This is a genomic window from Candidatus Zixiibacteriota bacterium (assembly GCA_036397555.1).
Taxonomy (GTDB): Bacteria; Zixibacteria; MSB-5A5; order WJJR01; family WJJR01; genus DATKYL01.
Genome location: DASWIS010000008.1, coordinates 255014 through 280182, shown reverse-complemented (window position 1 = coordinate 280182; position 25169 = coordinate 255014). Strand labels below are relative to the sequence as shown.

General features: G+C 60.5%; 21 protein-coding genes and 1 pseudogene. 6 read left to right on the top strand and 16 right to left on the bottom strand.

Annotation, left to right across the window (positions count from 1 at the left end):
* Nucleotides 1-315: 315 nt before the first annotated feature.
* From VGB22_02690 to VGB22_02675, 4 genes and pseudogenes are all read left to right on the top strand, one after another.
* Nucleotides 316-489: pseudogene (locus VGB22_02690) on the top strand (Rdx family protein).
* A gap of 51 nt (nucleotides 490-540) precedes the next feature.
* Nucleotides 541-1503 (top strand): squalene/phytoene synthase family protein, encoded by a 963-nt coding sequence (locus tag VGB22_02685; GenBank protein ID HEX9750186.1) that lies wholly within the window; start codon nucleotides 541-543, stop codon nucleotides 1501-1503.
* 86 nt (nucleotides 1504-1589) lie between these two features.
* On the top strand, nucleotides 1590-2135 hold the full coding sequence (locus tag VGB22_02680; protein HEX9750185.1) for an outer membrane beta-barrel protein: 546 nt from the start codon (nucleotides 1590-1592) through the stop codon (nucleotides 2133-2135).
* Between the two features lie 11 nt (nucleotides 2136-2146).
* Nucleotides 2147-2704, top strand: a complete 558-nt coding sequence (locus VGB22_02675; GenBank protein ID HEX9750184.1) for a hypothetical protein — start codon at nucleotides 2147-2149, stop codon at nucleotides 2702-2704.
* 76 nt (nucleotides 2705-2780) lie between these two features.
* Here the strand turns inward: VGB22_02675 and VGB22_02670 are convergent, their stop codons facing one another.
* Nucleotides 2781-3155 (bottom strand): response regulator, encoded by a 375-nt coding sequence (locus VGB22_02670; protein HEX9750183.1) that lies wholly within the window; start codon nucleotides 3153-3155, stop codon nucleotides 2781-2783.
* A gap of 965 nt (nucleotides 3156-4120) precedes the next feature.
* Entirely contained in the window at nucleotides 4121-5191 is a 1071-nt protein-coding gene (locus VGB22_02665; protein ID HEX9750182.1) for an ABC transporter ATP-binding protein, read from the bottom strand.
* 153 nt (nucleotides 5192-5344) lie between these two features.
* Here VGB22_02665 and VGB22_02660 point away from each other — a divergent pair, with 153 nt between their 5' ends.
* Entirely contained in the window at nucleotides 5345-6751 is a 1407-nt protein-coding gene (locus VGB22_02660; GenBank protein HEX9750181.1) for a phosphomannomutase/phosphoglucomutase, read from the top strand.
* A gap of 40 nt (nucleotides 6752-6791) precedes the next feature.
* Nucleotides 6792-7556, top strand: coding sequence for a response regulator (locus VGB22_02655; GenBank protein HEX9750180.1), 765 nt, complete (start codon nucleotides 6792-6794; stop codon nucleotides 7554-7556).
* Here VGB22_02655 and VGB22_02650 read toward each other — a convergent pair.
* The 14 genes from VGB22_02650 to VGB22_02585 all read right to left on the bottom strand — a co-directional run bounded on the left by VGB22_02650 (nucleotide 7528) and on the right by VGB22_02585 (nucleotide 25105).
* A complete protein-coding gene (locus VGB22_02650) occupies nucleotides 7528-9255 on the bottom strand; it encodes a cation:proton antiporter (GenBank protein ID HEX9750179.1) in 1728 nt (575 codons plus the stop codon). The two genes, VGB22_02655 and VGB22_02650, sit on opposite strands and share 29 nt — an antisense overlap.
* A gap of 9 nt (nucleotides 9256-9264) precedes the next feature.
* Entirely contained in the window at nucleotides 9265-10074 is an 810-nt protein-coding gene (locus VGB22_02645) for an inositol monophosphatase family protein (GenBank protein HEX9750178.1), read from the bottom strand.
* Nucleotides 10071-11906, bottom strand: coding sequence for an ABC transporter ATP-binding protein (locus VGB22_02640; GenBank protein HEX9750177.1), 1836 nt, complete (start codon nucleotides 11904-11906; stop codon nucleotides 10071-10073). Before VGB22_02640 ends, VGB22_02645 begins: the two co-directional genes overlap by 4 nt.
* Before the next feature lie 4 nt (nucleotides 11907-11910).
* Nucleotides 11911-13662, bottom strand: coding sequence for an ABC transporter ATP-binding protein (locus VGB22_02635; GenBank protein ID HEX9750176.1), 1752 nt, complete (start codon nucleotides 13660-13662; stop codon nucleotides 11911-11913).
* A 136-nt stretch (nucleotides 13663-13798) separates the two neighbouring features.
* Complete coding sequence (locus VGB22_02630) at nucleotides 13799-14701, bottom strand: MlaD family protein (GenBank protein ID HEX9750175.1); 903 nt, start codon at nucleotides 14699-14701, stop codon at nucleotides 13799-13801.
* Nucleotides 14702-14820: 119 nt separating this feature from the next.
* A complete protein-coding gene (hprK, locus tag VGB22_02625) occupies nucleotides 14821-15789 on the bottom strand; it encodes an HPr(Ser) kinase/phosphatase (GenBank protein ID HEX9750174.1) in 969 nt (322 codons plus the stop codon).
* Between the two features lie 47 nt (nucleotides 15790-15836).
* Complete coding sequence (gene raiA / locus VGB22_02620; GenBank protein ID HEX9750173.1) at nucleotides 15837-16202, bottom strand: ribosome-associated translation inhibitor RaiA; 366 nt, start codon at nucleotides 16200-16202, stop codon at nucleotides 15837-15839.
* Between the two features lie 37 nt (nucleotides 16203-16239).
* Nucleotides 16240-17214 (bottom strand): class II fructose-bisphosphatase, encoded by a 975-nt coding sequence (gene glpX, locus VGB22_02615; protein HEX9750172.1) that lies wholly within the window; start codon nucleotides 17212-17214, stop codon nucleotides 16240-16242.
* Nucleotides 17215-17342: 128 nt separating this feature from the next.
* On the bottom strand, nucleotides 17343-18890 hold the full coding sequence (gene rpoN / locus VGB22_02610; protein ID HEX9750171.1) for an RNA polymerase factor sigma-54: 1548 nt from the start codon (nucleotides 18888-18890) through the stop codon (nucleotides 17343-17345).
* 348 nt (nucleotides 18891-19238) lie between these two features.
* Nucleotides 19239-20768 (bottom strand): TlpA disulfide reductase family protein, encoded by a 1530-nt coding sequence (locus VGB22_02605; protein HEX9750170.1) that lies wholly within the window; start codon nucleotides 20766-20768, stop codon nucleotides 19239-19241.
* Between the two features lie 126 nt (nucleotides 20769-20894).
* Nucleotides 20895-22406, bottom strand: coding sequence for a hypothetical protein (locus VGB22_02600; protein ID HEX9750169.1), 1512 nt, complete (start codon nucleotides 22404-22406; stop codon nucleotides 20895-20897).
* 20 nt (nucleotides 22407-22426) lie between these two features.
* Nucleotides 22427-23614: an aminotransferase class V-fold PLP-dependent enzyme gene (locus VGB22_02595; GenBank protein ID HEX9750168.1), complete on the bottom strand. Its 1188-nt coding sequence runs from the start codon at nucleotides 23612-23614 to the stop codon at nucleotides 22427-22429.
* A gap of 35 nt (nucleotides 23615-23649) precedes the next feature.
* The gene (locus tag VGB22_02590) at nucleotides 23650-24072 is read right to left on the bottom strand and encodes a hypothetical protein (GenBank protein HEX9750167.1); all 423 of its coding nucleotides are present in this window, start codon (nucleotides 24070-24072) and stop codon (nucleotides 23650-23652) included.
* A gap of 13 nt (nucleotides 24073-24085) precedes the next feature.
* Nucleotides 24086-25105: an NAD-dependent epimerase/dehydratase family protein gene (locus VGB22_02585; GenBank protein HEX9750166.1), complete on the bottom strand. Its 1020-nt coding sequence runs from the start codon at nucleotides 25103-25105 to the stop codon at nucleotides 24086-24088.
* Nucleotides 25106-25169 lie beyond the last annotated feature (64 nt).

The following is a 25169-nucleotide window of genomic DNA, read 5'->3' as shown; positions in this document are numbered from 1 at the left end:
TATTGTGCCATCCAGGCCCAAGCAGACCGCCAATATATGACTCGACCTACTATTGTCAAACGATTCTACCGCACCCAAGCGCTGGAGGGCGTTGTGTGCGTCATCTTTCAAGATGTTGTCGCCAAAACGCTTTGGTCGGCGCCCCTATGGCCTGGGCGGGCAACCTCACCCTCGGGTGCCTATTACGAGGTCTGTCAAATGCCAACGCTCGGCGACCGTAACTAAGACACACTTGGGATTGCAGAGCAGCCAACAAAGGAGACTACCATGACGCGTGTCACAATTACATACTGCGGCATGTGAAACTACCGACCTCAAGCCGCCAGTTTGGCGGCCGCCATCAAGAGAGACCACAGTATCGATTCGAAACTGATCGAGGGCTCCAATGGCATCTTTGATGTGAGGGTCGACGGCAAGTTGGTCTACTCAAAGAAGGAGACGGGTCGATTCCCGGAGGATGCGGAAATCCTCGTCCAAATTCCCTCGTAAATCAAACTCCCGCCCTTGACCTGCACCCCATCGGTCGCGTCTTTGGGCGCAATGTTGACGCCATCGGCGGGGCAGGCGGCACCGCTCATCGCGCGAGCGCTGCACGACGCGTACGACCATTGCGAGGAGATCGCCAAGCGCGACAAACCGCATCTCTACGCGGCGGCACAGCGATTCGTTTTTCCGGAAACCAGACGGGCGTTTGCATCGGCGTATGCGTCGATGCGGGTGATCGACGATTATGTCGACGGCATTCCCGATCGCGCGCGTTTAGCCGGGTCGGCCCGACAAGACGCGGTCGCGCGCGTCGACGGCTGGCTTGTGAATGTCGAGCAGGCAGCCAACAACGGGACGGTCAACGGTCCATTGTGGCGGGCCCTTTCCGACACGTTCAGCAACTTCGCCATCCCCCTGGATCCATGGCGGAATCTGGCTGCCGCGATGAGGAGCGACCTTTTCACCCCGCGCTTCTCCGACTGGCCGCACTTGAAGCAGTATATGACAGGCGCGTCCATCGCTCCCGCGATTGTCTTTATGCACCTGGTGTTGATGCACCCAGCGGGGGACGGCCGGTTTGCCTGTCCCTGGGGCTACGAACAGGTCGAGAGTGCCACCGCGGATCTGGCGATCTTCTGCTATTGGACGCACATCCTGCGTGATGTCGCGATCGATCTGGACGCCGTGGATGGTGGTCTCATCTATATCCCGGTAGCTGATCTTGACCGGTTTGGCCTGCCGGTCCGCGAGCTCCGTGAGATGCGACAGGAGGGAAAGACGTCCGAGCCCTATCGGCGACTGGCGGCGTTTGAAGCCGGGCGCGCCCGGCGCCATTTGTCGGCGGGCAAGCGCAACCTGCCCTCTATCTGCAGTGCGGCGCCTGAGGGAAACGATGCCGCCTTGCGGTATCTGGTCGAGACATACGAAACTGTTCTGGACGACCTGGAGTCTTCCGGATTCGATGTTTTCTCCAAGACCAACCCGTCCGGCCGATCAGTCGTCCGCGAACGCGTTTGAGTGGCCCCCAAATGGTGTTGACGCCGCGCCGATGGATGGCGTCATTGGCCCCCCATCGGGTCAAACTTTCGGGAAAGGGAGTGACCATGAGAAAACTTTTAGTCGGATTGGCCGTGTTCGCGTTGGCGACGGCTGTTGCGACACCCAGCCAGGCAACATCGTGGGGGATCGGCGGATTCGGCGGGATCAACATCCCGTTGGTGCAGGATGACGCCTCCAACGGCGCGGTGTACGGCGGACATCTGCACCTGTCGATGGGGATGATCATGTTGGAACCGCACTTCATGTTCTTCAGCAACGGTGATTGGAAATCGGACGACGTGCCAGATGAGACATTCGAGGGGTCCAGTCTCTACAAGATCGGGGTCAATCTGATACTCGGCGGCGGTCCGCGTGCCGGATTCCGACCCTATCTGGTCGGGGGCGTTGGCTACTTCAACGAAGATAATGACTTCCGCGATTTTTCCGACAGCCAGATGGGGTGGAACGCGGGGGCAGGGTTTGAAATCGGCGGCGGCCCGCTGGCATTCGACATTCGCGGTTCGTTCGAATTGATGCCGTTGGATGGTGACGGCTCACGTAAGTGGGCGCATATCCGCGGCGGGCTGAACTACTACTTTGGGGTCATGTGATGGAGGAATCCATGAAGACGATCAGACGGTTTTGGCGTCAGGGAGCCCTCATCACGATCGGACTCCTGCTAACGGTGGGATGCATCGTCTCCGGCCAGTTTGTGATCGTAATTTCGCCCGATGCAAACATTCACTCGACCGATGAAATACTCGATTGGCTGTGCATCGACATCGCCGATTACGACGACGACTGGGACGACCACAAGGACGACATTCAAAGCATCCAGGACATCAAGTTCGAAGCGAAGATCATAAACCATCTGGGAACGAGCATTACCGGACAAGTCTACATTCTGGATGCGGAGCTTCCCGGCACGCCGAGCGTCCAGGATGTCATCGACAACGGCGTCCTGTTTCTCTCGGAGATCATCGTGGACGGCAACTCGGAGCGTGAAATCACTTTCTCCGAGTCGGCCGATTTCATTTCGAATCTCGACGAAGTTTTGACCCTGATCGAGGACGGACTCTTCTGCATTTACGGTATTGCCGAGAGCGCACCGTTTGACTTTACCATCACCGGCATCGACGAGGATGGCTCGCGCATTATGATTACTTTCTCGGCCGGTTGATCCGGGCTTGAAGGAATGTCAACAGCAAACGGCCCCGATGCGAGAGCTTCGGGGCCGATTCTTCATCTGTGGCTATTTAGCTCGGCGTGACGGAATTCGAGGCAGCGACCTGTTCGACCAAGGAGACAATCTGCGACGTACGGAACGGTTTCTTGACGATCTCGACAACCCCGATCGCATCGGCGCTGCTTTGCGAGAATTCGGAAAAGTATCCCGTCATCAGGATGATTTGCGTGGTGGGGAATTCCTGACGGACCCTCAGAGCCAGTTCCAGTCCATCCATATGCGGCATGCGAATGTCCGATATGACCAAGTCGGCCGGACCCTCGCGCAGAACGTCCAGGGCCTCCGTCCCGCAACCGGCACTGCGGACGGTATAGCCCTTGATGCTCAGGGCGTGCTGGACCAGTTCAACGATCAGTTCTTCGTCGTCAACCACCAAAATGTCCATGGGGCGAGGTGTCCTTTTCGAGTCGGTGGATGGAACTGTCATTTGATCGCTGCCTGGCAAAACGGCCTTACTTGTAGAATCGGCGCGCAGATGCCCTGAGTTAACTGTCAATCGGGACTTTTGGCTGGCAGACAGGGCATACATGGGTTCCCCTCCCGCCGATAGCGATGCGCTCGATGCGATTTCCACATGTGGGACAGGGCAGCCCGGAACGCCCGTAGACGCGCAGTCTCGGTCCGAAGCCGCCTGACTGCCCGGAGAGGCCGGAGAAGGTGTCGAAGCTTGTTCCACATGCTTTGATGGCTTGATCGAGGATCAGGCAGATCGCTGTCTGTAGCTTCCGGACCCCTCGACTCTCAATTCTCTGAGCGGGCATCAGTGGATGAATTCCGGCCCGATGGAGAGCTTCATCGGTATAGATGTTTCCCAGTCCTGAGACACGTGTTTGATCGAGGAGCAGCGATTTGATCGGCCTTCCCGATCCCGCGAGGATTCTCCCTAAGTCGCTTGGTGTTAACGTGTTGGCCTCAGGCCCCAACCGTGCGAGCCCGGGGTGGCTCTCAAGCGCACCTCGGGGACACCAGTCGGCGCGGGCGAATTGACGTGTGTCGACCAGCCGCAATTCCTCCCAGTCGGCATTCGGCAGGCGAGAGAGCAGGAGAATCAACCGTGTGTGTGAATTGCGTGGCGTTCCACGTGGTTGCAGCCAGAGACGTCCCGACATGCGCAGGTGAATGACCAACGCAGAGTCGTCATCGAATCCCATGATGATATACTTCCCGCGCCTGCTGACAGCGACGAGTGATCGGCCACTGATCCTGGCTTTCCAGCCACGCGGGTTGTTGACACCCACCCGCCGGGATGCGAAGGCGACCCGCTCGATCCGTCGTCCGATGGCGGCGTTCCGAAGAGCACGTACGACTGTTTCGACCTCGGGAAGTTCGGGCATGTCACCGTCGGGCCACTCAGCGCAGGCGATCTCCGCTGTCTGGATCGAAAAACAGGGCTTGGTCGAATTGTACGCGCAGCGACACCGTGGCATCGATACCCACGGATTCACCGCTGTCGCTGACGGCGGCCAGGGTCAGCGTACCATCGGAGACGCGGTACTCAGTTCGCTCACCGACAAACTCGCGCGCGACAACTCTCCACCCCGACGCATTCCCTGTCGCGGTCAGATGCAGATGTTCCGGGCGGATTCCCAGCTCGAGCTCACCGGACGCCCTGTCGGACGGGGCTGCGCCCGGCGGTATATCCCATCCCAACGGATCGAACCTGAGCCGATCATCGGTGCGGATCAGCCGCCCGCGGATGCGATTGATCGGGGGACGTCCCAGGAACGACGCAACGAATCGGTTGGGGGGATTGCAGTAGAGTGCTTCGGGGGATCCCAGGCCCATCATTCGTCCCTGATCGAGGACCAGGACGCAATCGCCCATCGTCAACGCTTCAGTTTGATCGTGGGTGACGTACAACGCAGTCTTTGCCAGCCCACGTTGGCGGGCCACGATCTCGGCGCGCATACCGGCGCGCAGCGGAGCATCGAGATTCGAGAGCGGTTCATCGAATAAAAACACCTGAGGATCGGCCGCCATCGCACGACCGAGTGCGACACGCTGCCGTTCGCCGCCTGAGAGTGAGCGCGGACGCTGGTCGAGCTTAGGCGTCAGGCCCAGGTCGCGAGCGATTCGATTCACCTGCTCGGCTATGTCAGAGGACGTGCGGCGGCGAACGCGCAACGGAAAACCGATGTTCTGCCGCACCGTCCAATGCGGGTACAATGCGTATGACTGAAAAACCATCGCACAGCCGCGATCTTTGGGGGGACGGCGGGAGACATCAATGTCGTTGATCAGAATGCGTCCCGAGTCGGCCCGTTCCAGACCGCAGATTACCCGCAGCAAGGTCGATTTACCGCAACCCGACGGACCGATGATGGTTAACAGCGTGCCGGAAGATACAGTGAAACTGACATCGTCCAGCGCGGTTGTCGAACCGAATCGTTTGGTGACATTTTCCAACTGTACGGTCGCCATCGTCGTGGCGGCAAGTTCGTCTCATATCGGCGCCGCGTCAATCCTCGAGCAAAACCCAATAGCGGTTGACCGGGGCCCCACGGCCGCGCTCATTTCACGTTTCTGTCCCCGCCGGGGGACCAAGCAGGAACACACAACGGGAGACGACTGCCGATGAGATCAGTTCGACGCCGCGAATCAACCCTGCCCGGGATCGACGCGGGCATCTTCAAAAGTTACGACGTGCGTGGAATTGTGCCCGAGCAACTCAATGCCCATGCCGCCAACCTGATTGGACGCGCGTTCGCGCAGGAAATCGGGGGCGGGACGATCGCGCTGGGTCGCGACATGCGCATCCACTCCGACGAATTGGCACAAGCCCTGTCGGACGGCATCACGGCGCAGGGGTGCGATGTCGTCGATGTGGGCCGCGTGCCGACCGATGCGCTGTACTTTGCCGTGGGCAGCCTGAAACTCGACGGCGGTGCCATGGTGACCGCGTCGCACAATCCGCCCGAATACAATGGATTCAAACTCTGCCGCCAGGGAGCCGAGCCGCTCTCGCTGGAAGATGGGATCGGGCGGATCAGGGAAACGATCGCACTGGACGATTTCGATCCACCGGCCCGCACCGGAGCGGTCTCGCAACGGGAGATCTCCGACGCCTATGTGCGGCACGCGTTGTCGTTCGTTGACGGCAGCCGGATCAAGCCGTTTCGCATCGTGGTCGACGCCGGCAACGGTATGGCGGGAGCGGCCGTTCCACGTGTGTTCGGGGAGTTGCCCTGCACATTGATCCCCATGTTCTTCGAGCTTGATGGAACCTTCCCCAACCACGAAGCCAACCCGATCGATCCCGCCAACCTCCGTCAGCTGCAAAAACGGATCGTGGAGGAAAGGGCCGACTTCGGCGTCGCCTTCGATGGCGACGGCGACCGGATGTTTTTGGTCGACGAGAAGGGACGACCGCTGGGCGGGGATATCGTGACGCTGCTGGTGGCACTGAACCTGCTCAAGAAACATCCCGGAGAAGCGATCCTGTACAACTTGATATGTTCCAAGGCGGTCCCGGATGCGATTTCCAGGGCGGGCGGACGGGCCGTCCGTACGCCGGTCGGCCACGCGTTGATCAAACCGATTATGAAGCATGAAGAAGCAGTCTTCGGCGGCGAGCACTCAGGGCATTTCTACTTTCGAAACAACTGGAATGCCGACTCCGGACTGATCGCCATGTTGGTTGCGCTCGAGACAATCTCGGAATCCGGCCAGCCCCTCTCGGAGCTGGTGGCATCGGTCGACCCGTATGTCCGCTCGGGCGAGATCAATACCAAGGTCTCATCGATCGCCAAGACACTGGAGCGGGTCGTCAAGGCCTACCCCAAGGCCATCGTCGATCGCACCGACGGGATCACCATCTCCTTTGAGAGTTGGTGGTTCAACGTACGCCCGTCCAACACCGAGCCCCTCCTGCGACTCAATGTCGAAGCCGATTCGGCCGACCTTTTAGAGGAGAAGACGGCCGAGCTGCTGGTGATCATCAAGGGACATCGTCGCAAGAAATCCAGCACGGCAGCCGAATAGGCAGCACGGCCGGAATCCTTCTAATCGCTTTGGGTTCCGGATGCAGTCCGCAAACCAACCCACACTGTTAATTGTCGAGGACGACGAATATCTCAGAGCGATGCTCTCTGAGGCGCTGACGTCGGTCGGCTACACAACCCTGGTCGCCGGTGACGGGCAGGAAGCGCTCGATATCGTGGCGAGCCGTCCGGTCGACTGCGTCATCAGTGACATCAAGATGCCGAATGTCGATGGCCTCACGCTGCTGTCCCGATTGAAAGCGTCCAACAAATCACTGCCCGTGGTGATGATCACCGGATGGGCGTATCGGGATCACAAGGAAGCCGCGTCCCGCGCCGGGGCCGACGGATTCCTGATGAAGCCGTTCCGGCTCGGGCGCATCGAGGAGATCCTCGCACAAGTGCTGCCGCGCGACGGGGCGGAGTCGGCCAAACACCGCATCCGCAGTATCCTGATTGTCGAAGACAACATGGAGTTTCGGCTGATGCTCTCGGATTTGACAACAGCGATGGGCTACAAGGTACGCAGTGTTCCGACGGGCGAAGATGCGCTCTCAGCAATCAGCCATGATGTTCCCGACGCGATCATCGTCGATTATCAGTTGCCCGGGATTTCCGGGGGAGAATTGATCATCCGCATCAAGGAACAGCATCCCGACCTTCCGGTGTTGCTGATGACCGGCTCAGCCATATCGACCGACGGCCGTGACCTGGCCAACGGTCAGGCCGATGCTTTCCTGATCAAACCGTTCCGCGTTGATCGGATCGGCGATCTGCTTAAGTCTCTCGAGAATCCGGCGCCTTAAGTGGCTGATCGTCGCCGCGCTGACGAATCCGCACCACCTGCTCCCCGATCACTGCACCCGCGACTCCGTGGCGCGCCAGCACCCGTTGCGTCACCTGCACCGCGGCCTCCAGCTCGGCAGGCACGACTTCGCTGGCCCCGGCGGCCAGCAATGTCGGGGAATCGAGCAGGTACCGCGAGCGGACGATGACATGAAGCGTTGCGCCGTTGGCGCGAACGGCTTTGACGGCACGCTCCGCCGCCGCCGGGTCGTTGACCACCATGACCAACTCTCTGGCATGATCGATCCCCAATTGGTGTTGGACCTCGGCGCTGGTGATGTCACCGAAGCAAATCGGCACGCCGCTGCGCGATGCCGAACGTACGGTTTCCGGGTTCAGGTCAACGACAACGTACTCAATGTCGGCACGATCCAGTGATCGGCCCAATTCCTGACCAGCCACCCCATATCCTGCGATGATCACATGATCTCGCAGCAGGCGGGTCACGTCTCCGAATTCATTGCTGGAGGGGATATCGAGCATTCGATTGAGCATACGGACTCGCCCGACACCGGCCGCCAGCTTTGGCCCGACCGCCAGTAGCAGGGGTGTGATGAGCATTGAGAGGATCGCCGCGGCCAGCAGCGATTCATCGATTGTCGGGGGCAGCAGGTTGGTCCCCTCGGCAGCGTATCGCAGGACGAAGGCGAATTCCCCGATTTGCGCGAGCGCCGTGCCCGCCAGAATGCCGGCGCGCAACGGCAGTTGCGCCATCCGGGCGACACAGAGAACGATCAGGAACTTGACAACGAGGACGGCGGCAAGAATCAACAGAATACCCGCAATGTTGGCCATCAGGAAACGCGGGTCCAACAGCATTCCGACTGAAATGAAAAACAAGCTGGTCAGGACCTCGCGAAACGGGATCACATCCGAGAGCGCCTGGTGACGATACGCGCTGCCGGATACGACCAGCCCAGCCATGAAGGCCCCGAGCGCGACGGAAATGCCGAAGAGCGAGAGCACCCAGGCGGTGCCTACGCAAACGGTAAACACAACGAGAACGAACAAATCGCGTTGCCGTGTCTTGGCTACCAGATGGAGAATGCGCGGAACAATGATCCGCGTCGCGAGCAGCACGGCCGTAATCACGATGACGGTCTTGGCCAGCGCGCGACCCGCCTCACCAATCGAGCCCGCGGAGCCGGAAAGGAACGGAATCGCCAGCAGCATCGGCACGACGCAGAGATCCTGAAACACCAGCACGCCAATGGTGAAGCGCCCGTGCGGCGCTTCCAACTCATCGCGCTGTTGCAGTGACCGCAAGACAATGGCAGTGCTCGATAGCGCCACCAGGAATCCGGTGAAGATGGCCGCACGGATACCGAAGCCGATTGCGGTCGTCGCCCCCACGGCAATGAGGATCGTGGCGCCGACCTGAAAGGCGCCGGCGATGACAATGGGGCGCCACAATCGACGCATCCGTTCCAACGACAATTCCAGGCCGATGCTGAATAAGAGCAGGACGACGCCGACTTCCGCCAGCAACTCGACCTGGTGGTAATCTTTGATGAGACTGAAGGCGCGCGGGCCGACCAGCGCACCCGCGACGATGAATGCTGCAATGGAGGGAATCCGGGCCCGTCGCAGGATCAGGACAACGAATACGGCCACCGTGAAGACGATGACCAAATCACCGAGAACTCCCCACTCGTCCATCGGGGTCTCCTACGGCAGGCGTCCTTCGGCCAGGACACCCAAGAGCTGCGGGTGCAACACGCGGTTGGCCGCTACGGCTTGCCCTTCCGCCAACGTGAAGGGTGCTCCCCGAAAGTTGGTCACAACCGCGCCGGCTTCCAGGCAGAGAATCACGGCCGCTGCAAAGTCCCAGGGCGATAGCTTCATCTCCCAGAAACCGTCGAAGCGCCCGGCGGCGGTCCATGCCAGATCGAGCGCGGCCGCGCCCATGCGACGGATCGCGCGCGCCCGTTTGGCAAAGTGCGCGAAATGGTCGAGGTTGTCGTCTGCCGTCGTGCGAATGTCGTAGGGAAAGCCGGTCGCCAGCAGCGCGTGTCCCAATTCCGATGTGGTCGAAACAGACAGTCTGTGTGAGTTGAGATACGCGCCGCCACCGGTCACAGCGGTGAACAATTCATCGCCCGTGGGGTGATAGACGATGCCGCAGACCGGTCGGTCGCCCCGCCATAACCCCATGGAGACACAGAACACCGGCAAGCCATGAGCATAGTTCGTTGTGCCGTCGAGCGGATCGACATACCAACGATACTCATTGCCGACTTGATGTTGTGATCCCTCCTCGGCAATGATTGCAAAATCGGGGAATGTTCTGGATAATCGTTCGACAATCAACTCTTCGGCGCGGCGGTCCATCTCGGTGACCAGATTGATCGATCCTTTCAGTTCGACCTGACGCGCGTGTCCCAATTCTCCGGCGAGCAGTTCGCCGGCCGCGCGTGCAATCGGCAGGGCCGCCTCGAGATAATCCCTGTCGTGTCGGGCCAGCGTCGCGGTGGTCACGCGGTTTCGACCTTCACACGGGGGGACGGGACAGTGGATGGGGCATCGGCCTCGAATTGAAGGCGATGGAGACGCGCGTAAATGCCGTCGAGCGCCAACAGCTCAATGTGCGTGCCGATTTCGCGCAATTGCCCCTTGTGCAGGACGATGATCCGGTCGGCAGAACGCACGGTGGAGAGACGGTGCGCGATGACGATGTTCGTTCGACCGGAGAAAACCTCGGCCAATGCGGTTTGGATTCGTCCCTCCGTCTCATGGTCGACTGAGGCGGTGGCCTCATCGAGAATGAGGATGCCCGGATCGTAGGCGATGGCGCGGGCGAACGCCACCAACTGCTTTTCGCCAACCGACAATCCTGCGCCGCGCTCGCCCACAGCACGGGCAGTTTCATCGCCGTCACGCCGCAGCAACTCACCAATGCCGATGCGCTGGGCGATTTGGGCGACACGGTCACGATCGACCGTATCAGAGTGCAATGAGACGTTTTCTGAGACGTCTCCGGCGAACAGAAACACATCCTGCGAAATAGTACCGACGCGCCGTCGCAGCGCGCGCGGGTCCCAGGCGCGCGCGTCGATGCCATCAATGGAAATCGAACCGCGTTGATACTCGTAAAGGCGTGTGATCAGGTTGGCCAACGATGTCTTGCCCGCACCGGTCGCACCCACGACGGCGACCGTTTCTCCCGGCGCAATACGGAATGAGACATCTTTGAGAACCCAATCCTCTCCTTCATATGCAAACCAAACGTCACGGAACTCCACGGCGCCGACATCGCGCGCGCCGTCGCCCGATCGCGGGTCGACCACGGCGTACGTTGGAATCTTGATGCGCGGCTCGGTGTCCAGCAGTTTGAAGATGCGTTCCGAAGATGCCATCGCCCCCTGCAGAATATTGTACTTCTCAGCCAGGTCACGAATCGGCGAATAGAAGCGCTCCGCATACTGAATAAAGGCCACGAGCGCGCCAAAACTCATGGCGCCGAGCGCAACACGTCCGCCCCCGTACCAGACGATCAGCGCCAACGAGATCGCGCCGATCAATTCGACGACCGGAAAGAAGACGGCGTACAGCAGGACCGAGCGCTGGTGGGCGCTGCGCAGTTCGGCATTGCGCTTTTGGTGGCCGGCGATGGCGCGCTCTTCCTGAGCGAACCCCTGAATGACCGAAATTCCGGTGACCCGTTCCTGCCAGTAGGCATTCAATTGCGCGACCAGCCGCCGCACCTCGCGAAATACGTGCCGCACAAGATGCTTAAAGACCAACGTGGCGGCCATGAGCAGCGGCAGAATCGCGAATGTAATCAATGCCAGTTTTGCGTCCAGAGACACCATCGCCACGACGATTGCGATCAGTGTGAAGACATCGCCGAAGACGGTCACGACGCCCGAGGAGAACATTTCACTGAGTGTATTGACATCGCCGGTCACGCGCGTCAGGAGCCGTCCGACCGGATTGCGGTCGAAAAACCGCATGTCCATTCGCATCAGATGGCCGAATAACTGCGCGCGCATGTCGACCATCGCCCGCTGGCCGATCCATTGGGTCATGACCGTGTGGCCGACTTCAATGCCAAACTGCAGCGCCATCACACCGGCATAGATGAGAATCCAGCGGACCAGCGATTGCATGTCGCCGGAGGCGATCGGTCCGTCGATAATGCGTTTGATGATCCATGGCCCGGCAATCTGCAACGCGGAGAGACCCAGCAGAATGATCACGGCGCCGAAAACAACCCCGCGATAGGGGCGCAGGTAAGTCAGCAGCCGCCGCATCAGACGATGGTCATAGGCTTTGCCGAGCGCCTCGTCTTCGAAAAACCGTTCGCTCATCGGGTCACATCTCTTCCAATTCTTCTTCGAGCGTCCGTCTCATGGCCCATCGCGCATAGGGCCCGCCGGCGACAATCAGTGCGTCGTGTGCACCGCTGTCCGTCAGGCGACCGCGTTCGAAGAACAGGACGCGATCGAGCTTGCGCAATGTCGCCAGACGGTGTGTGATCATCAGGATCATGCGCGTGCCGAACAAGGTTGCCAGCCGGGTGAGAATCTCCTGCTCGGTCTGCGCGTCGACGGCGCTGAACGCATCATCGAGAACCAGCACGCGGCTGTCCACCGCCAGTGCCCGCGCCAGGGCGGCACGCTGCTTTTGTCCGCCCGACAGTGTGATTCCGCGTTCACCCACCATCGTGTCATAGCCGCGCGGAAAATCCTGGACATCTTTGTCGAATGCGGCGTCGCGCGCGTACGCCATCACCTGTTCACGCGGGATATCATCGGATCCCAGCGCGATATTCGACGCCAACGATTCGGAAAACAGGAACGCTTCCTGCGGTACCATCGCCACGAGCCGTCGCCACTCGGAAACGGGTACGCGATTGGCGTCGGTGCCACCGAGCAGCATCGCACCGTCCGCGACCGGGTAACGCCGCCAGAGCAAGTGCGCCACGGTTGATTTGCCGCTGCCGGTCGGCCCGGCAATCGCGACCGTCTCTCCCGGTTCGATAGCGAAGGTTACGTCGCGCAATACCGGCGCGTTGCTGTTGCCGTTGTATGAAAAGGTCAGACTCCGAAACTCCAGCGCGCCCGATTGCGGAATTGTTTTCCGGGCACCGGGCGGCGGATCAACAACGCGCGGTTGGGTCGACAAGACGGCATTGATTCGCTGCGCCGAGACCAGTCCGCGCTGAAACAGCGAAACCACCCAGCCGAGCGCTACCATCGGCCAAATCAACATTCCCATGTACGCGGCGAATGCGACCAATGTGCCCAAGTCGATTCGTCCGGTAACAACGCCGCGCCCGCCGAAGTACAGGACCAGGACGATCGCCACGCCGGATATCAGCGACATCATCGGCATAAACGAGCCGTACAGCCGTGTCAGCCGCATGTTGAGGTGAAAGTAGCCGCTGTTCTCCTCGTCGAACATCGCGGAGCGATTGTCCTCACGGGCATGCGCTTTGAGGACACGGATTCCCGACAGCGTTTCCTGCACGAAAGCCGACATCCGTGAGAACGCATCCTGCACGGCGAGATTGCGACGGTGTGCGATGCCGCCGAGGCGATTGGTGAGAATGGCCAGCAGCGGCAGAGGCGCGAGCGCCCACAGCGCCAATTGCCAATCGAGATGGATCATCAACGGGACCGCCGCCAGTCCCACCATGAGCGTGTTGGTCCCCTGCATGATGCCGGGGCCGACCATCATACGCACCTGCTCGACATCGGATGACGCACGCGTAATGATGTCGCCGGTCGACGTGCGATCGAAGAACGTCTGGTCCAGCGCACTGACGTGGGCAAACAGATCGCCGCGCAAATCATACTCGATCAGGCGCGACGCCCAGATCACCCAGCGACGCACCAAAAAGCGGAAGACACCGGCGCCGAACGCGAGCGCGATGATGAGCATCGCATCCTGTGCCAGTTGGTCGATCGCCGTGCCGCTCTCCAGCCGGTTGATCGCGCGCCGCAGCACCAATGGCGCGAACATCGCCAGCGTGTTGGTTGCGGCAATGGCCACCGCGCCCAATACAAAGTGTCGCTTGTATCGGGCCAGATAAGGCCACACGAGTCTGAGATATCGCAACATGCGGTAACGGTTTCGTCTGCCCGCAGCTTCCGGCAGACGTGCAATCTAACTAATGCGTGGCCGTTCTGCCCGCCCGGAAATGAACGATGGATGTTGGCGTGGTGAAAGTGATGATGGCGCGGTGCGCGCTCCGGAGCTAAAAAAGCGACACTTTGACCTTGAGGTATTTGCCGGGATGGTCGCGGATGTCGCCGACCAACGCGTCGAGCTCATCGGCGGTCGCTTCCCAGCGTCGCAGGAGTTGGTCGTCGTGAATCAGGCGCGGCAGCGTGCCGTCACCAGTGCGCAGTTCATCGACGACATCGCGCACCTGTCCGGAGAGCGTGTCCATGCGCGCCGCAAAGAGCCCGAGTCGAACGGCCGCCGAATCGAATCGATCCACCGTGCGAGCAATGCGCCCTTCGTTCTCTTGCAGCGTTCGACGCAGTGATCCGGCCGCCCCGCGCAAGTCCTCGACCGTCTGCGACACGGCATCCTGGTGCTCCTCGATCAGTTCGGCGGTTTGGCTGGTGACGCGTTCCAGACTCGCCGAGATCGCCTGAATCTTCGCCAGCGCCGTGTCGGAGCCGATGGTCGAACGCACGGCGTGAATAAGGTCGCGGACTTCTTCGGTCATGCGGCCCATCGCGCCCATCACGTCGGGCAGGCCCGTGTCATAGAAGCCGTCGGCGGGGACATCCAGTGGCAGCGGGTGCGGTGAAAACCCGGTGCGCACATCCACAAAACGCTGCCCCATCAGGCCGATGTTACGGATTGTAAACGTGGCGTCGCTGCGCAAACTGACGTCGTTGGACATGTACAGCCCGACAATCACCTCGCCGCCCTGCAGATCGATGGCGGCCACCTCGCCTTTGGTCACGCCGGAAACGGAGGCAGGATCGCCGACATCGAGGGTGCCGACATTCGGGAACATGACCTGAACTGTGTAGCGGCTGGTGCGCAGCCGAAACCCCTTCAGCCACAACAGTCCGCCGACGAAGATCACCAGTGCCAGAAGGACGGTCAGGCCGACTTTGAATTCTGTGCCGGAACGTTCCATATAGTCTCGGGGCCCCAAAGGACTCAGGCGCTGTATAGCGCACGCGGATCACTGTCCGGGATACCCCCCTATAGTGTATCGACTCAGCAGCCGCCCGTTCCATCGGTCGGCATCAGCGACTATTCGGCGTCCGACTCGAGGTACTGAGCCGTGGCGTGACGCCGCATCATTTCTTCATGCAGGGTCTTGGAGAATTCGCGCGGGGTGTGGACCCCATAGACCTTGAGCATATGGTTCATGGCGATCACTTCTGCGATCACGGTGATGTTCTTGCCAGGTGACAGCGGCACGGTGACCAACGGAATCTCCGTTCCCAAAATTGAGGTAAAGCGGTCGTCCAGTCCGAGCCGTTCGTACTCGGCGCCTTCATGCCACAACTCGAGGCGCACTTCGACCTCGATGCGTTTTTGCAGGCGGACCGCGCGGATGCCGAAGAGCTTTTCAATATTGATGATACCGACGCCCCGAATCTCCATGTGATGCCCGAGGTGTTCACCGGCGGTGCCGATGATCACCTGCGCGCCGCGCTTGGTGATTCGGACAACGTCGTCGGCGACCAGCCGATGGCCGCGCTCGACGATATCCAGAGCGATTTCGGATTTGCCGATCCCCGAGCGGCCGGTGAAGAGCAGCCCGACTCCGTAAACGTCAACCAATGTGCCATGAATCTGCGTCGTCGGCGCAAACTGAACATCAAGGTAGGTCGACAGTCGCGCGATGAAGTCGGTCGTCGACAGACGCGATGATAAAAGGGGTGTCTGGCACAAATCGGCCAGCGCCGCCATCTCGGCCGGACACTCCTGATTCTTCGTGACGACGACCATGGGCAGTCCGAGTGCAAACAACGGTTCTAAGATTTCGCTGCGCCGTTCGGACGTCAGCGAGGCCAGATAGGCCATCTCGGTTTCACCAAGGACCTGTGTACGCTGATGCGGATACCGTTCGAGATAGCCGGAGAGCGCCAAGCCGGGTCGGTGTATCTCGGCGTTGAGTATCTTGCGCTTGAGCCCGACGCGCCCGGCGATCACCGTGAGCTCAAACTGATTGCGCCGCTCTTCTAAGAGCCGTTCGGCCGTTACCGCTTCCATGTCCTGTGTGCCCCGGTTGTAACCGTTTTGTCAGCCGTGTCGCGTGACTATTCCTTCTGGTTCCTCGGACCCACCGTGCGTGCCGCGGACTTTTTTGCCTCGGTGATCGCCTTGGGGTCTTTGTCCTTGAGGCGTCCTTTGTATTTCTTCAACTGTGCTTCCATCTTAGCCGACGCATTATCGATGGCGGTGCGCAAGTCGTCTCCCTCGCCGTGGCCGCGCAACAACGTGCCGTGCACAACCGCGGTGGTTTCCGCGGTGTGGAGATGGCGGTCTTGATCCAGGACCCAGTGGCAATCGATAATGTTGTCGAAAAACCGCGTGAATCCTTCCGAACGCTGCTGGATGAGCTGCTTGGTGGCGTTGTTCAAGTGAGAGTGCCGGGCGGTCATGCGCACTTGCATGGCATCCATCCTTTCGCTGCTGACATATCGCTCAATGAACCCGCGCTCAGTCGTGATCGACCCGTCGGTACGACGGGTCGGAAGCTGCTGTCAAATGTGTTTCGATAAAGCGCACCGTCTGCGACTTCGAGCGCATGACGATCGAGTGCGTGACAGCGCCGCGCTTGTGAAAGTGCACGCCGCGCAGCATATCGCCATTGGTGACTCCGGTGGCCGCAAACATGATGTTGTCCCCTTGCGCCAGATCGGCTTCAGTGTAGACGCGATCCATGTCGGCGATGCCCATGGCCCCGGCGCGTTCGACTTCGCGCTGATTGCGCGGTTTGAGCCGTGCGCGCATCGCGCCACCGACACAGCGCAACGCCGCCGCCGCCAAAACCCCCTCGGGCGCCCCCCCGATCCCCATGAGGACATCGACTCCCGTATCGGGCAGCGCGGTCGCGATGGCTGCCGAGACGTCGCCGTCGGGGATGAGTTGGATGCGGCATCCCGCGCCGCGGACTTCGCGGATGAGTCGTTCGTGTCGTTCGCGGTCGAGGATCACAACCGTCATGTTCTCCAGACTGAGCCCGAGCGCATCGGAGATATTTTTGAGATTCTCGGTCGGAGACTTCGACAGATCGACGGCGTCCCTGCCCTTCTCGCCGACGGCGATTTTCTCCATATATGTGTCGGGCGCATGGAGAAAGTGTCCGCGCGGCGCCACGGCGACGACCGCCAGCGCATTGGGGCGAGCGTACGCGACCGAGTTGGTGCACTCCAGGGGATCGAGGGCCACATCGACCTCCGGCGGATTGCCGGTGCCGACCCGCTCGCCGATGTAAAGCATCGGCGCTTCGTCCCGTTCACCCTCGCCGATGACCACGGTCCCGTCGAAATCGACCGCCGCGAAGACTTCGCGCATCGCCCGCACGGCGGCGTCATCGGCGGCATCCTTGTCTCCCTTGCCGAGCCAATGGGCGCTCGCCAGCGCCGCGGCCTCCGTCACCCGAACAATTTCCAGCGCAAGGTTGCGATCCATCGCAGAGTGATCCACTCGCTGCCGCTACGCGCAGCGTGACCGAGAATCAATGGCGCCGGATGTGCCGACGCATTGCATGATAGGAAGTTCATCGGTACGAAGCAATTGTCGCACCGTCACGGTTGCACTCATCGACCGGGTGAGATGCCCCAGTCGATCAATGAATGGTTCTGCGACACGGGAACGACCGTCTCGACTTCCCGGCGGCCCTCCTGGGTGTCCCCATCGTCCGCCGATTCAGGATCGGATACGCCGTCGACCGGCCCGGCCGAGACCGCCGGTTGCTTTTTGTCAAAGACCGTTTTGCGGAACCGGGCCGACTGGATGTGCAGCTCCTCGCGGTACTTGGTGACTGTGCGCCGCGCCAGCTTAATGCCTTCCTTCAGCAACAAACGGTGAATTTCCTGGTCGGAGAGCGGATGCGATGGGTCTTCCTTGTCGATCATGGCCGCGATCCGTTGTTTGACGGTGGATTTGGTCATGCTTTCGCCGTCGGTGCGCTCGACGCCGCTGTTGAAGAATGATTTGATCTCGCGGACTCCTTGCGGGGTCTGGACATACTTGTCGCTGGCCACGCGGGAGACGGTCGCCACGTTGATCCCCAGCTTCGAGGCGATGTTTTCCATGATGAGCGGTTTGAGGGATGCGGGGCCTTTCTCGAAGAATTCGCGTTGCTCTTCGACGATGGCCTCCATGACGCGGACCATTGTCGAGCGGCGCTGCGTGAGCGCATTGAGCAACCACCGCGCCTGCTCGAGTTTCTCCCGAATGTATGTCTTGGTTTCCGCGGGGACATTCTGGCCGCGCCGCAAGAGCGATTTGTAGGCGTCGTTGATCCGCAGACTCGGCACATACTTGTCATTGTGATAGACGACATACTCATCATCGATTTTCTCGACGACCATGTCGGGAATGACGGCGCGCGCGCCGACGGTGAAACGTCCCTGCGCCGGGCGCGGCGAAAGGGTCTTAAGATGATTCATCGCCTCGTGGATCCGTTCGACCGACACACCCAACGACTGTGCCAACTGCATGTGCGTCTTGCGATCGAGCTCGCGCCAATGTTCCGCAACAATGCGCGCCGCCAGTGAATCGGATTCGCCGCGCTGCTGCATCTGGATCAGGATCGATTCTTTCAGATCACGCGCCCCGACGCCCGGCGGGTCGAAGGTCTGGACCAACTTCAGCACTTTGGCAACTTTCTCGAGCGGGGCTTTCAAGTCGGCTGCGAGGTCTTCGGTGGTCATCGGCAGGATCCCATCTTCGTTGATGTTCCCGATGAGATACTCGCCGATCTCCAGTTCATCCTGTGGCAACTTCGTGAGCTGAAGTTGTTCGATCAGATGATCGTAGAGCGTGCGCTCGACAACGGGTGTGCGTTCCGGCAACTCCTCACGGGTTTCCCGCATGCGCCTCGGGACAAACTCAGAGTCTTCCTCCAGGTAGCTTTCCCAATCGAAGCTGTCCTCCTCGGATGACGATTCGGATTCGGGCGCGTCGTCGGCGCTGTCCGAATCGTCGGATTCCACCTCGACTTCTTCCAGGAGCGGGTTGATGGCAAGCTCCTGGCGGAGGGTCTGTTCGAGCTTGAGCGCCGGCATCTGCAGCATCTTCAAAGACTGAATAAGCTGCGGGGCGAGGACTTGCCTGAGACCGGGGCGAAGTTCAAGCTTCACGGTGACCTCTCAATACTGACCGAATCGACGTTAAGCGATTAAACGGCAGTCGTTTAAGCGTCGATCCGACCGGAAGCCCACAGGGGTTTCCATACCAATATACGTTTGGGAATGGACCGATAACAGCCATTACCCCCTGAGTAAACATTTCTTGTGACATCGCTTGATCAACCGGATCACGGATCGATACCGATTCTGTTGACACTCTTAGATATCGGCGCGGGTCACGGGGGCGTTGACGGCAAGTTTTGAACAGTATTCGGTTAACGGGACAGCACCTGAGAGCAAAAGAAACCGGCCCTGCCGCAGGCAGGGCCGGTAGCACTTCAACTGGAGTTTTGTGGGGGATTATGCACCCCTGGCATCGAGAGCCCTGGCAACTGTCTCGGCCAGTTTCTCCCCCCGAAGTTGTTCACCGGAAGCCACGAGACTGCCGTCGCGGCCCACCAGGAACGGACTGGGAATTCCTTTGACCATGTACGCTTCGACCAACGGCCCGGACCAGTCTTTCTCATCGTAGATGTGTCGCCACTTCATGCCCTTCTCGTTGATCCAGTCACGATAATCTTGCTGGTTGGTTCTGTTGGCGTAATCCAGCGAGATCGAGAGCACTTCGAAGCCATCGCTCTGGTACTTCTCATGGGCGGCGAGAATGTGCGGAAGCTCGGCGCGGCACGGCCCGCACCACGTCGCCCAAAAGTCTACCAAGACGACCTTGCCCTTGAAATCGTCCAGCGATACCGCCTGGCCATCGATGTCAGTTCCATTGATCGGAATCGGCCAAACCGCCGCCACGACGGTACTCTGGAAGAATGAGCCGGCGATGTCCATGGCAATTTCATCACTGGCGAAGCGCGAAGCGAAGTCGCGCACTTTCGGGAGAACGGCATCGCGATTTTCGCCGGCTTCATCCAACTCCATCCCCAACTGCCATGCCAGTGCGGCGCCTTCGTATTTGGTGCCGGGCTTGACTTGCGCGAAATGCGCACGTGCGGCCGCGGTTGCTGTCGCCCAGCCGGCTTCGGCCGGAGACATCGGTCGCATCTCGCAGTATGCGGCAATCCCGGCCCGGTATTCGGCTTCGCTCAGACCCTCGACCGATGGGTCGCCCACCTTGTAGTTGCCGACTTCCCGCAGGACACCCTGCGCCAACGGTCCCCAGGCGCTCCAAATCGAACGGGTCTTGGAGATGGCACGGACGCGTTCCAGGCCGTATTCAAAGTCGGGACTATCCTTCTCCAGCTCACGCAACGCCGCCAGCCGGCGTGCTTCAAAGTCGAATTGATAGGCCGTGTTCTGCCAGGCAAACCAGATGGAACGGTTCGTCCTGATCAGTGCGCGCTGCGCCGCAGACCATTGCTCGAGACTGTCTGCACTGGGAAAGGAGATCGGCGGACGTTCGAACTCGGGCAGTCCGTTGGCGAACGCCGCTTCACGCCGCGTCCGGGTCGCTTCGGCCTTCCCGACCAACGCAGCAAAACGCGCGTCGGCGCGCAATGATTCCAAGTCGCCGTCGTTCTGCAGATGATCGGGATCATCCCAGCCGCTGTCGACGGCGCGTGTCAGCCACACGAATCCTTGTTCGAGATCGCCCGTCCTGCCATAGGCGCACGCAACGTTGTAGGCGCCCCACTTACCCGTGGGTATGAGTTCATGCTGTTTGGTGAACGAAGCAACCGCCTCGTCGAGCTTACCTTCGTCCAGCAGTCGATATCCGTCATCGCCGTACGATCCATACTGGTCTGCCGTCGCCTCGTCGTACAACGTCGGAATATCCAGCCCCGAGGCGTTGGTCTGGCTGGTCGCTTCCTGGCCGGAGCAGCCTGCAAACGCAAGTCCGGCCGCGCTGACAAACAGCACGATCAGATTCGTTCTCATTGCTCTATCCTCCCATACATGGGTCAGTGAACGGACGATACCGAACAGGTTACTGAGCATGATAACGGATTCGCGCACGGATGGTTCCTCATTTATGCCCCAAAAGCCGAGGCGTCGCCTGCAACGTCAGTCGATTCGAGAGGGATTGTTCCAACAGAATCGGCTGGCACCTTCCGGCGTGCCCAGCCATAGATAGTCGCCGTCCACCGCAATCGCTTGCACCGTGTAATCCGGCATTCCGTCGGCCGGAGTGAACAGACGTGTCTCCAGAGTCGCAGGAACAAAGCGGAGCAGTCCCGACGGCGTTCCTGCCCAGACAATCGTATCGGTGACAGCCAAAGCGTAAATGTCGTCGGCGGGCAGCACACTGGGATTTTCGAAGAGACGGACAGGCTTAGACCCGTCAAGATCGACCAGCGCCAGCCCGCGATCGGATCCGACATAGAGCGTTCGATCGTCGTGGGCCATGGCCCGGATCACCCCCGAGAGCGGACCCGTTCCGTCGTTGAATGCGAACCACTCGGGAACCGGCTTGGCCAATCGATACAGACCGCGATCGGTGCCGAGCCAGACAACTTCGCCGGTGGCCTCGATGGTGTAGACGCGCGCATTGTCAACCGAGGGACTCGTTGCTGAGAAGACCGAATCGTTGACGAGATAGAGCCCGTCGACGCCGACTTCTGTCCCGATCCAGAGAATGTCACCGTCAAGGCACAGCCCGTAGACGCGCTCATCGCTGAGTCCGTCGCGTTTCCGATAGGTGCGGAATTCCGTATTCGCCCTGTCGAATCGAATCAGGCCGTCCGGGGTGGCCATCCACAGGAATCGCCCGCCCCGAACGCCCGCAAATTGTGTAATGCGATCCGTCTGAAACCCGGAGGTATAGCGCGCCTCGATCCATTGCCACTCTTTCTGCAACGTGTCGTAGATGCTCAATGCTCCCTCCGGACCGTCGTAGTTGGGACCGGCGAAATAGATGGCGCTGTCGTCGAGATGGAGCGCTTCGACATTGTCGTGATACAGACCCCATCGTTGCGGCGACAATTCGAATGCCCCTTGTTCGTTGTGCCAGACGAAGTCGCCCCAGGTTCCGACCCATAGATTCCCCCAGGAATCGGTCATGCCGCCGGCGTACTCATACGACCGCAAGTGCGGATCGGTCAACGCGCCCGGGATGAGCGCATCGTAGCCGAACGGGAGTTGGTAGTTCAGCGGGTTAAACGAGTTCCAAGGCGATGCGAGACTGTCTGGAAAAGTCAGCGTGCCGCGCCATTCGGCAAGTGTCGGGTTGTAGACGGCGATGCCAGCGTCGGTTTCGGCATACAGCTCGTCGGTATTCGGATTATAGGCAAGTCGGTCAATCGCATTGGACGGCAGGCCCTCGGCATTTGTCAAAGTCGGCAGCCAATCCTGGTTGTAACGATCATAGCGTGCCACGCCGCCACGCGTGCCCAGATAGATGGTGTTGGCCGACTCGGCATACGAGGTCACATAGCGGACACAAGTGACGTTGCGCCAATCACCGGGGCGGTAACGCGGATTGACTTGGGACCACACATCCATAAACAAACCCAGCAGCGCCACAACCACCCAGGTTGCAATAGCGGATGTGCGACAGTATAGGAACCCGGCAGTCATATGGCGTGACGGCCCTCTGATCATTTGCGGCGCGTGGAGCGATATCCGCCGCGTGCGAATTGTCGAATCCCCTCCACGAGGGCATCGATATCCGCGGTCGTATTGTGAAAGTGAGGCGACACACGGATTGTTCCCTCGCGCAAGGAGGTGTAAATTCGCCGTCCCGTCAAATACCGATGCAGGGCTGCGATGCGCGGGCCGCTGATTGTGACGATCCCGGACCGATGGGATCGTTGCGAGGGACGCCACACATGATACTCCCCAGTTGCGAGATGCTCCGCGAGAATTCCAGTGAGAGAATCGATGCGTGAAAACACCCGGCGCACGCCAACACGATCCAGTAGACGCAGCCCCGCGTGCATCAGGCGGATGGAATAGAACGGATAGGTCCCAACCTCCCAGACGCGCCCATCGCGATGGGGCCGTCTGTCCCAGCTTTGCAGGCGTTCCCAGCGGTACCGCCAGTCGTAGCCGAGCCACCCGGCAAAGATTGGATTGACCCGACGGATCGGCGCAGACGCGACGGCGAAGAATCCGCCGCCGGTCTGCCCGAAAAGCCACTTCTGTGTGCCGCAGACAACCGCATCGACACCCTGACGCTGCATCGAGAACGGAACCGCGCCCGCGCCTTGCGTAAGATCGGCCAATACGAAGCATCCGGCGTTGTGGCAGATCTCGGTCAACTCCTGTAAATCATGGCGCCAGCCGTTAAAATACTGTACCCACGACATCGCCAGCACGGCGGCTTTCTGCCGCAGCGCGCGACGCAGGGTCTTCGTGTCCAGGTATCCATCCGGACAGGGAAGTTTTTCTATTCGCAGTCCTCGTTTGTCGGCGACGTTTTTTGCGGCATACACTAACGACGGGAATTCGACAGCCGGGATGAGGAGGCGCTCACCGTTGCGAAGAGCCAGCCCCCACAGGATGGAGTTGATCCCGACTGACGCATTTTGCGCGAAGGCCACTCGCTGCGCGCGCTGTCCGATCATCCGTCCGAAATGGCGCTTGGATTGCGCCAACAGCGAATACGACTCGTCGTCGACCTCCGGATCAGCGGACAGGCGTCCCTGAGTCGCCAGCAGCGATTCCACCGCACGACGTCCGCTCTCAGGGACCGGTCCGAACGAAGCGTGATTGAGGAAGACGACACCCGGCGCGAATCGAAACTCTCGCTTCGCCAATCGCGTGATCACAGCCGGTGATATCATGGGCCGGAGTCCGTCAATGCGTCGTAATCGGCTTGCTAGACATCAGGCAGCGCCAGCCATCCCACCAACAAACACGCGCCACCGACACGGAGGAGATCGACGAGGAGATTCCACAGAGAGCGATCCCATCCGTGGAGTCCGACATCCAGCAAACGAGTAGGAACACATCCGAACAGATACGCCGCCATTCCCAGCGCGAGTCCGGCGCGCGCGCCGCTCAGCGGCAACATCGGACCGGTCGACAAGAGGACCAGCATCGGCAGCAGCGACAGGAAGACGAGGTTGGCCAGCATGGCCGCCCCCAGATGATCGAGAATGCCGCCGTCTGAGGGCTGGCCGATCGACCCTCGCCGCAGCCACAACCGTGCGCCCCAGCGTCCCAACAAGGTAACTACGACCGCGTACAGCCACGGCGGAATAACCGTCCAAAACGATGGCAGGGGCACGTTGACGTTCATTATCGTCCCACACTCAAAGCCAGTCGTGATCCCGATACCATTGTACGGTTTCCTGCACGGCCACCGAAAATGGAAACGCCGTGATCAACCCGAGCCGTTGCCGGGCTTTCTCGACGCTGCAAGTCCACTCGCTCTGCATGAAGTCGCGCGCGCGGCTGCGAGTGAGCGCCGGCCGGACACCGAGCATGCGTCCCGACCATTCGACGGCAGCGGCAATCGATATGAAAATCGGCGCGGGCAGCCGGACACGGACTGCCGCCACCTCCATCGCCTGCTGCATCATATCCTCCAGGTCATCTAAACGATAGACGGTCTCGTCCGCGACATAAAACATCTCGCCGACAGCCGAAGGGTGGCTGCAAGCGACGGCGATGGCGCGCGCCAGGTCGGTGACATAGACGAGCGACGCCCGGACCGGCCGCGCGCCGAACGTCGGCTTAATATGCCAGCGCACCGCTTTGAAAATCGCCAGCGTCTCGGTATCGCCGGGACCGTAGACCGCGGGCGGACGCACGACGGTTATCGGCAGCGTGTCGGTGTGCGACAGGACCGCCATTTCACCCGCCAGTTTGCTGCGGCCATAGTCGCTGATCGGTGCGTCGGGGTCGGATTCCCGACGCGGCCGTCCCTCGGGTGCGGGCCCGCCGGCCGCCAGGGACGAGATATACAAGAATCGCCGGAGGTTGGGCGCCGATGCTCGCGCGGCTGCCAGCAGATTCTTCGTTCCCGTGACGTTGGTGTGATGATACGTCGCGGCATCGGGGGCCTTGACCCGTCCGGCGGAATGGATCACCCAATCGGCGCCGTCGCATCCGCGACGCAACGCTTCCACATCATTCAGATCACCGGTCAGCCATTCAAGTCGAACATCATCGGCACGTTGACGGTCGGAATCCTTCCGCACCAACGCGCGCACGCTGTGACCCAAACCGACCAGGTGGCGCGCAACATGGGAGCCGACAAACCCATTGGCACCGGTCAGGAACACGGTCCGTGCGGGCGGCGGCGGGGGCGGGGCTTCGGCGATGTTCATCGGGGACAAATGGCTTGACTGTGCCGTTTCGGGCCGTCTTTCTTGCGCGATGCACGGGCATGTT

Bases quoted from the DNA above. Each gene is read 5' to 3' on its own strand.
- VGB22_02655 (HEX9750180.1), top strand. From the start codon at position 6,792: ATGCAGTCCGCAAACCAACCCACACTGTTAATTGTCGAGGACGACGAA.
- VGB22_02685 (HEX9750186.1), top strand. From the start codon at position 541: ATGTTGACGCCATCGGCGGGGCAGGCGGCACCGCTCATCGCGCGAGCG.
- VGB22_02650 (HEX9750179.1), bottom strand. From the start codon at position 9,255: ATGGACGAGTGGGGAGTTCTCGGTGATTTGGTCATCGTCTTCACGGTG.
- VGB22_02635 (HEX9750176.1), bottom strand. From the start codon at position 13,662: ATGTTGCGATATCTCAGACTCGTGTGGCCTTATCTGGCCCGATACAAG.
- VGB22_02680 (HEX9750185.1), top strand. From the start codon at position 1,590: ATGAGAAAACTTTTAGTCGGATTGGCCGTGTTCGCGTTGGCGACGGCT.
- VGB22_02585 (HEX9750166.1), bottom strand. From the start codon at position 25,105: ATGAACATCGCCGAAGCCCCGCCCCCGCCGCCGCCCGCACGGACCGTG.
- VGB22_02590 (HEX9750167.1), bottom strand. From the start codon at position 24,072: ATGAACGTCAACGTGCCCCTGCCATCGTTTTGGACGGTTATTCCGCCG.
- VGB22_02665 (HEX9750182.1), bottom strand. From the start codon at position 5,191: ATGGCGACCGTACAGTTGGAAAATGTCACCAAACGATTCGGTTCGACA.
- VGB22_02660 (HEX9750181.1), top strand. From the start codon at position 5,345: ATGAGATCAGTTCGACGCCGCGAATCAACCCTGCCCGGGATCGACGCG.
- glpX (HEX9750172.1), bottom strand. From the start codon at position 17,214: ATGGATCGCAACCTTGCGCTGGAAATTGTTCGGGTGACGGAGGCCGCG.
- VGB22_02630 (HEX9750175.1), bottom strand. From the start codon at position 14,701: ATGGAACGTTCCGGCACAGAATTCAAAGTCGGCCTGACCGTCCTTCTG.
- VGB22_02675 (HEX9750184.1), top strand. From the start codon at position 2,147: ATGAAGACGATCAGACGGTTTTGGCGTCAGGGAGCCCTCATCACGATC.
- VGB22_02670 (HEX9750183.1), bottom strand. From the start codon at position 3,155: ATGGACATTTTGGTGGTTGACGACGAAGAACTGATCGTTGAACTGGTC.
- VGB22_02600 (HEX9750169.1), bottom strand. From the start codon at position 22,406: ATGACTGCCGGGTTCCTATACTGTCGCACATCCGCTATTGCAACCTGG.
- raiA (HEX9750173.1), bottom strand. From the start codon at position 16,202: ATGGATGCCATGCAAGTGCGCATGACCGCCCGGCACTCTCACTTGAAC.
- VGB22_02640 (HEX9750177.1), bottom strand. From the start codon at position 11,906: ATGAGCGAACGGTTTTTCGAAGACGAGGCGCTCGGCAAAGCCTATGAC.
- VGB22_02605 (HEX9750170.1), bottom strand. From the start codon at position 20,768: ATGAGAACGAATCTGATCGTGCTGTTTGTCAGCGCGGCCGGACTTGCG.
- VGB22_02595 (HEX9750168.1), bottom strand. From the start codon at position 23,614: ATGATATCACCGGCTGTGATCACGCGATTGGCGAAGCGAGAGTTTCGA.
- hprK (HEX9750174.1), bottom strand. From the start codon at position 15,789: ATGGAAGCGGTAACGGCCGAACGGCTCTTAGAAGAGCGGCGCAATCAG.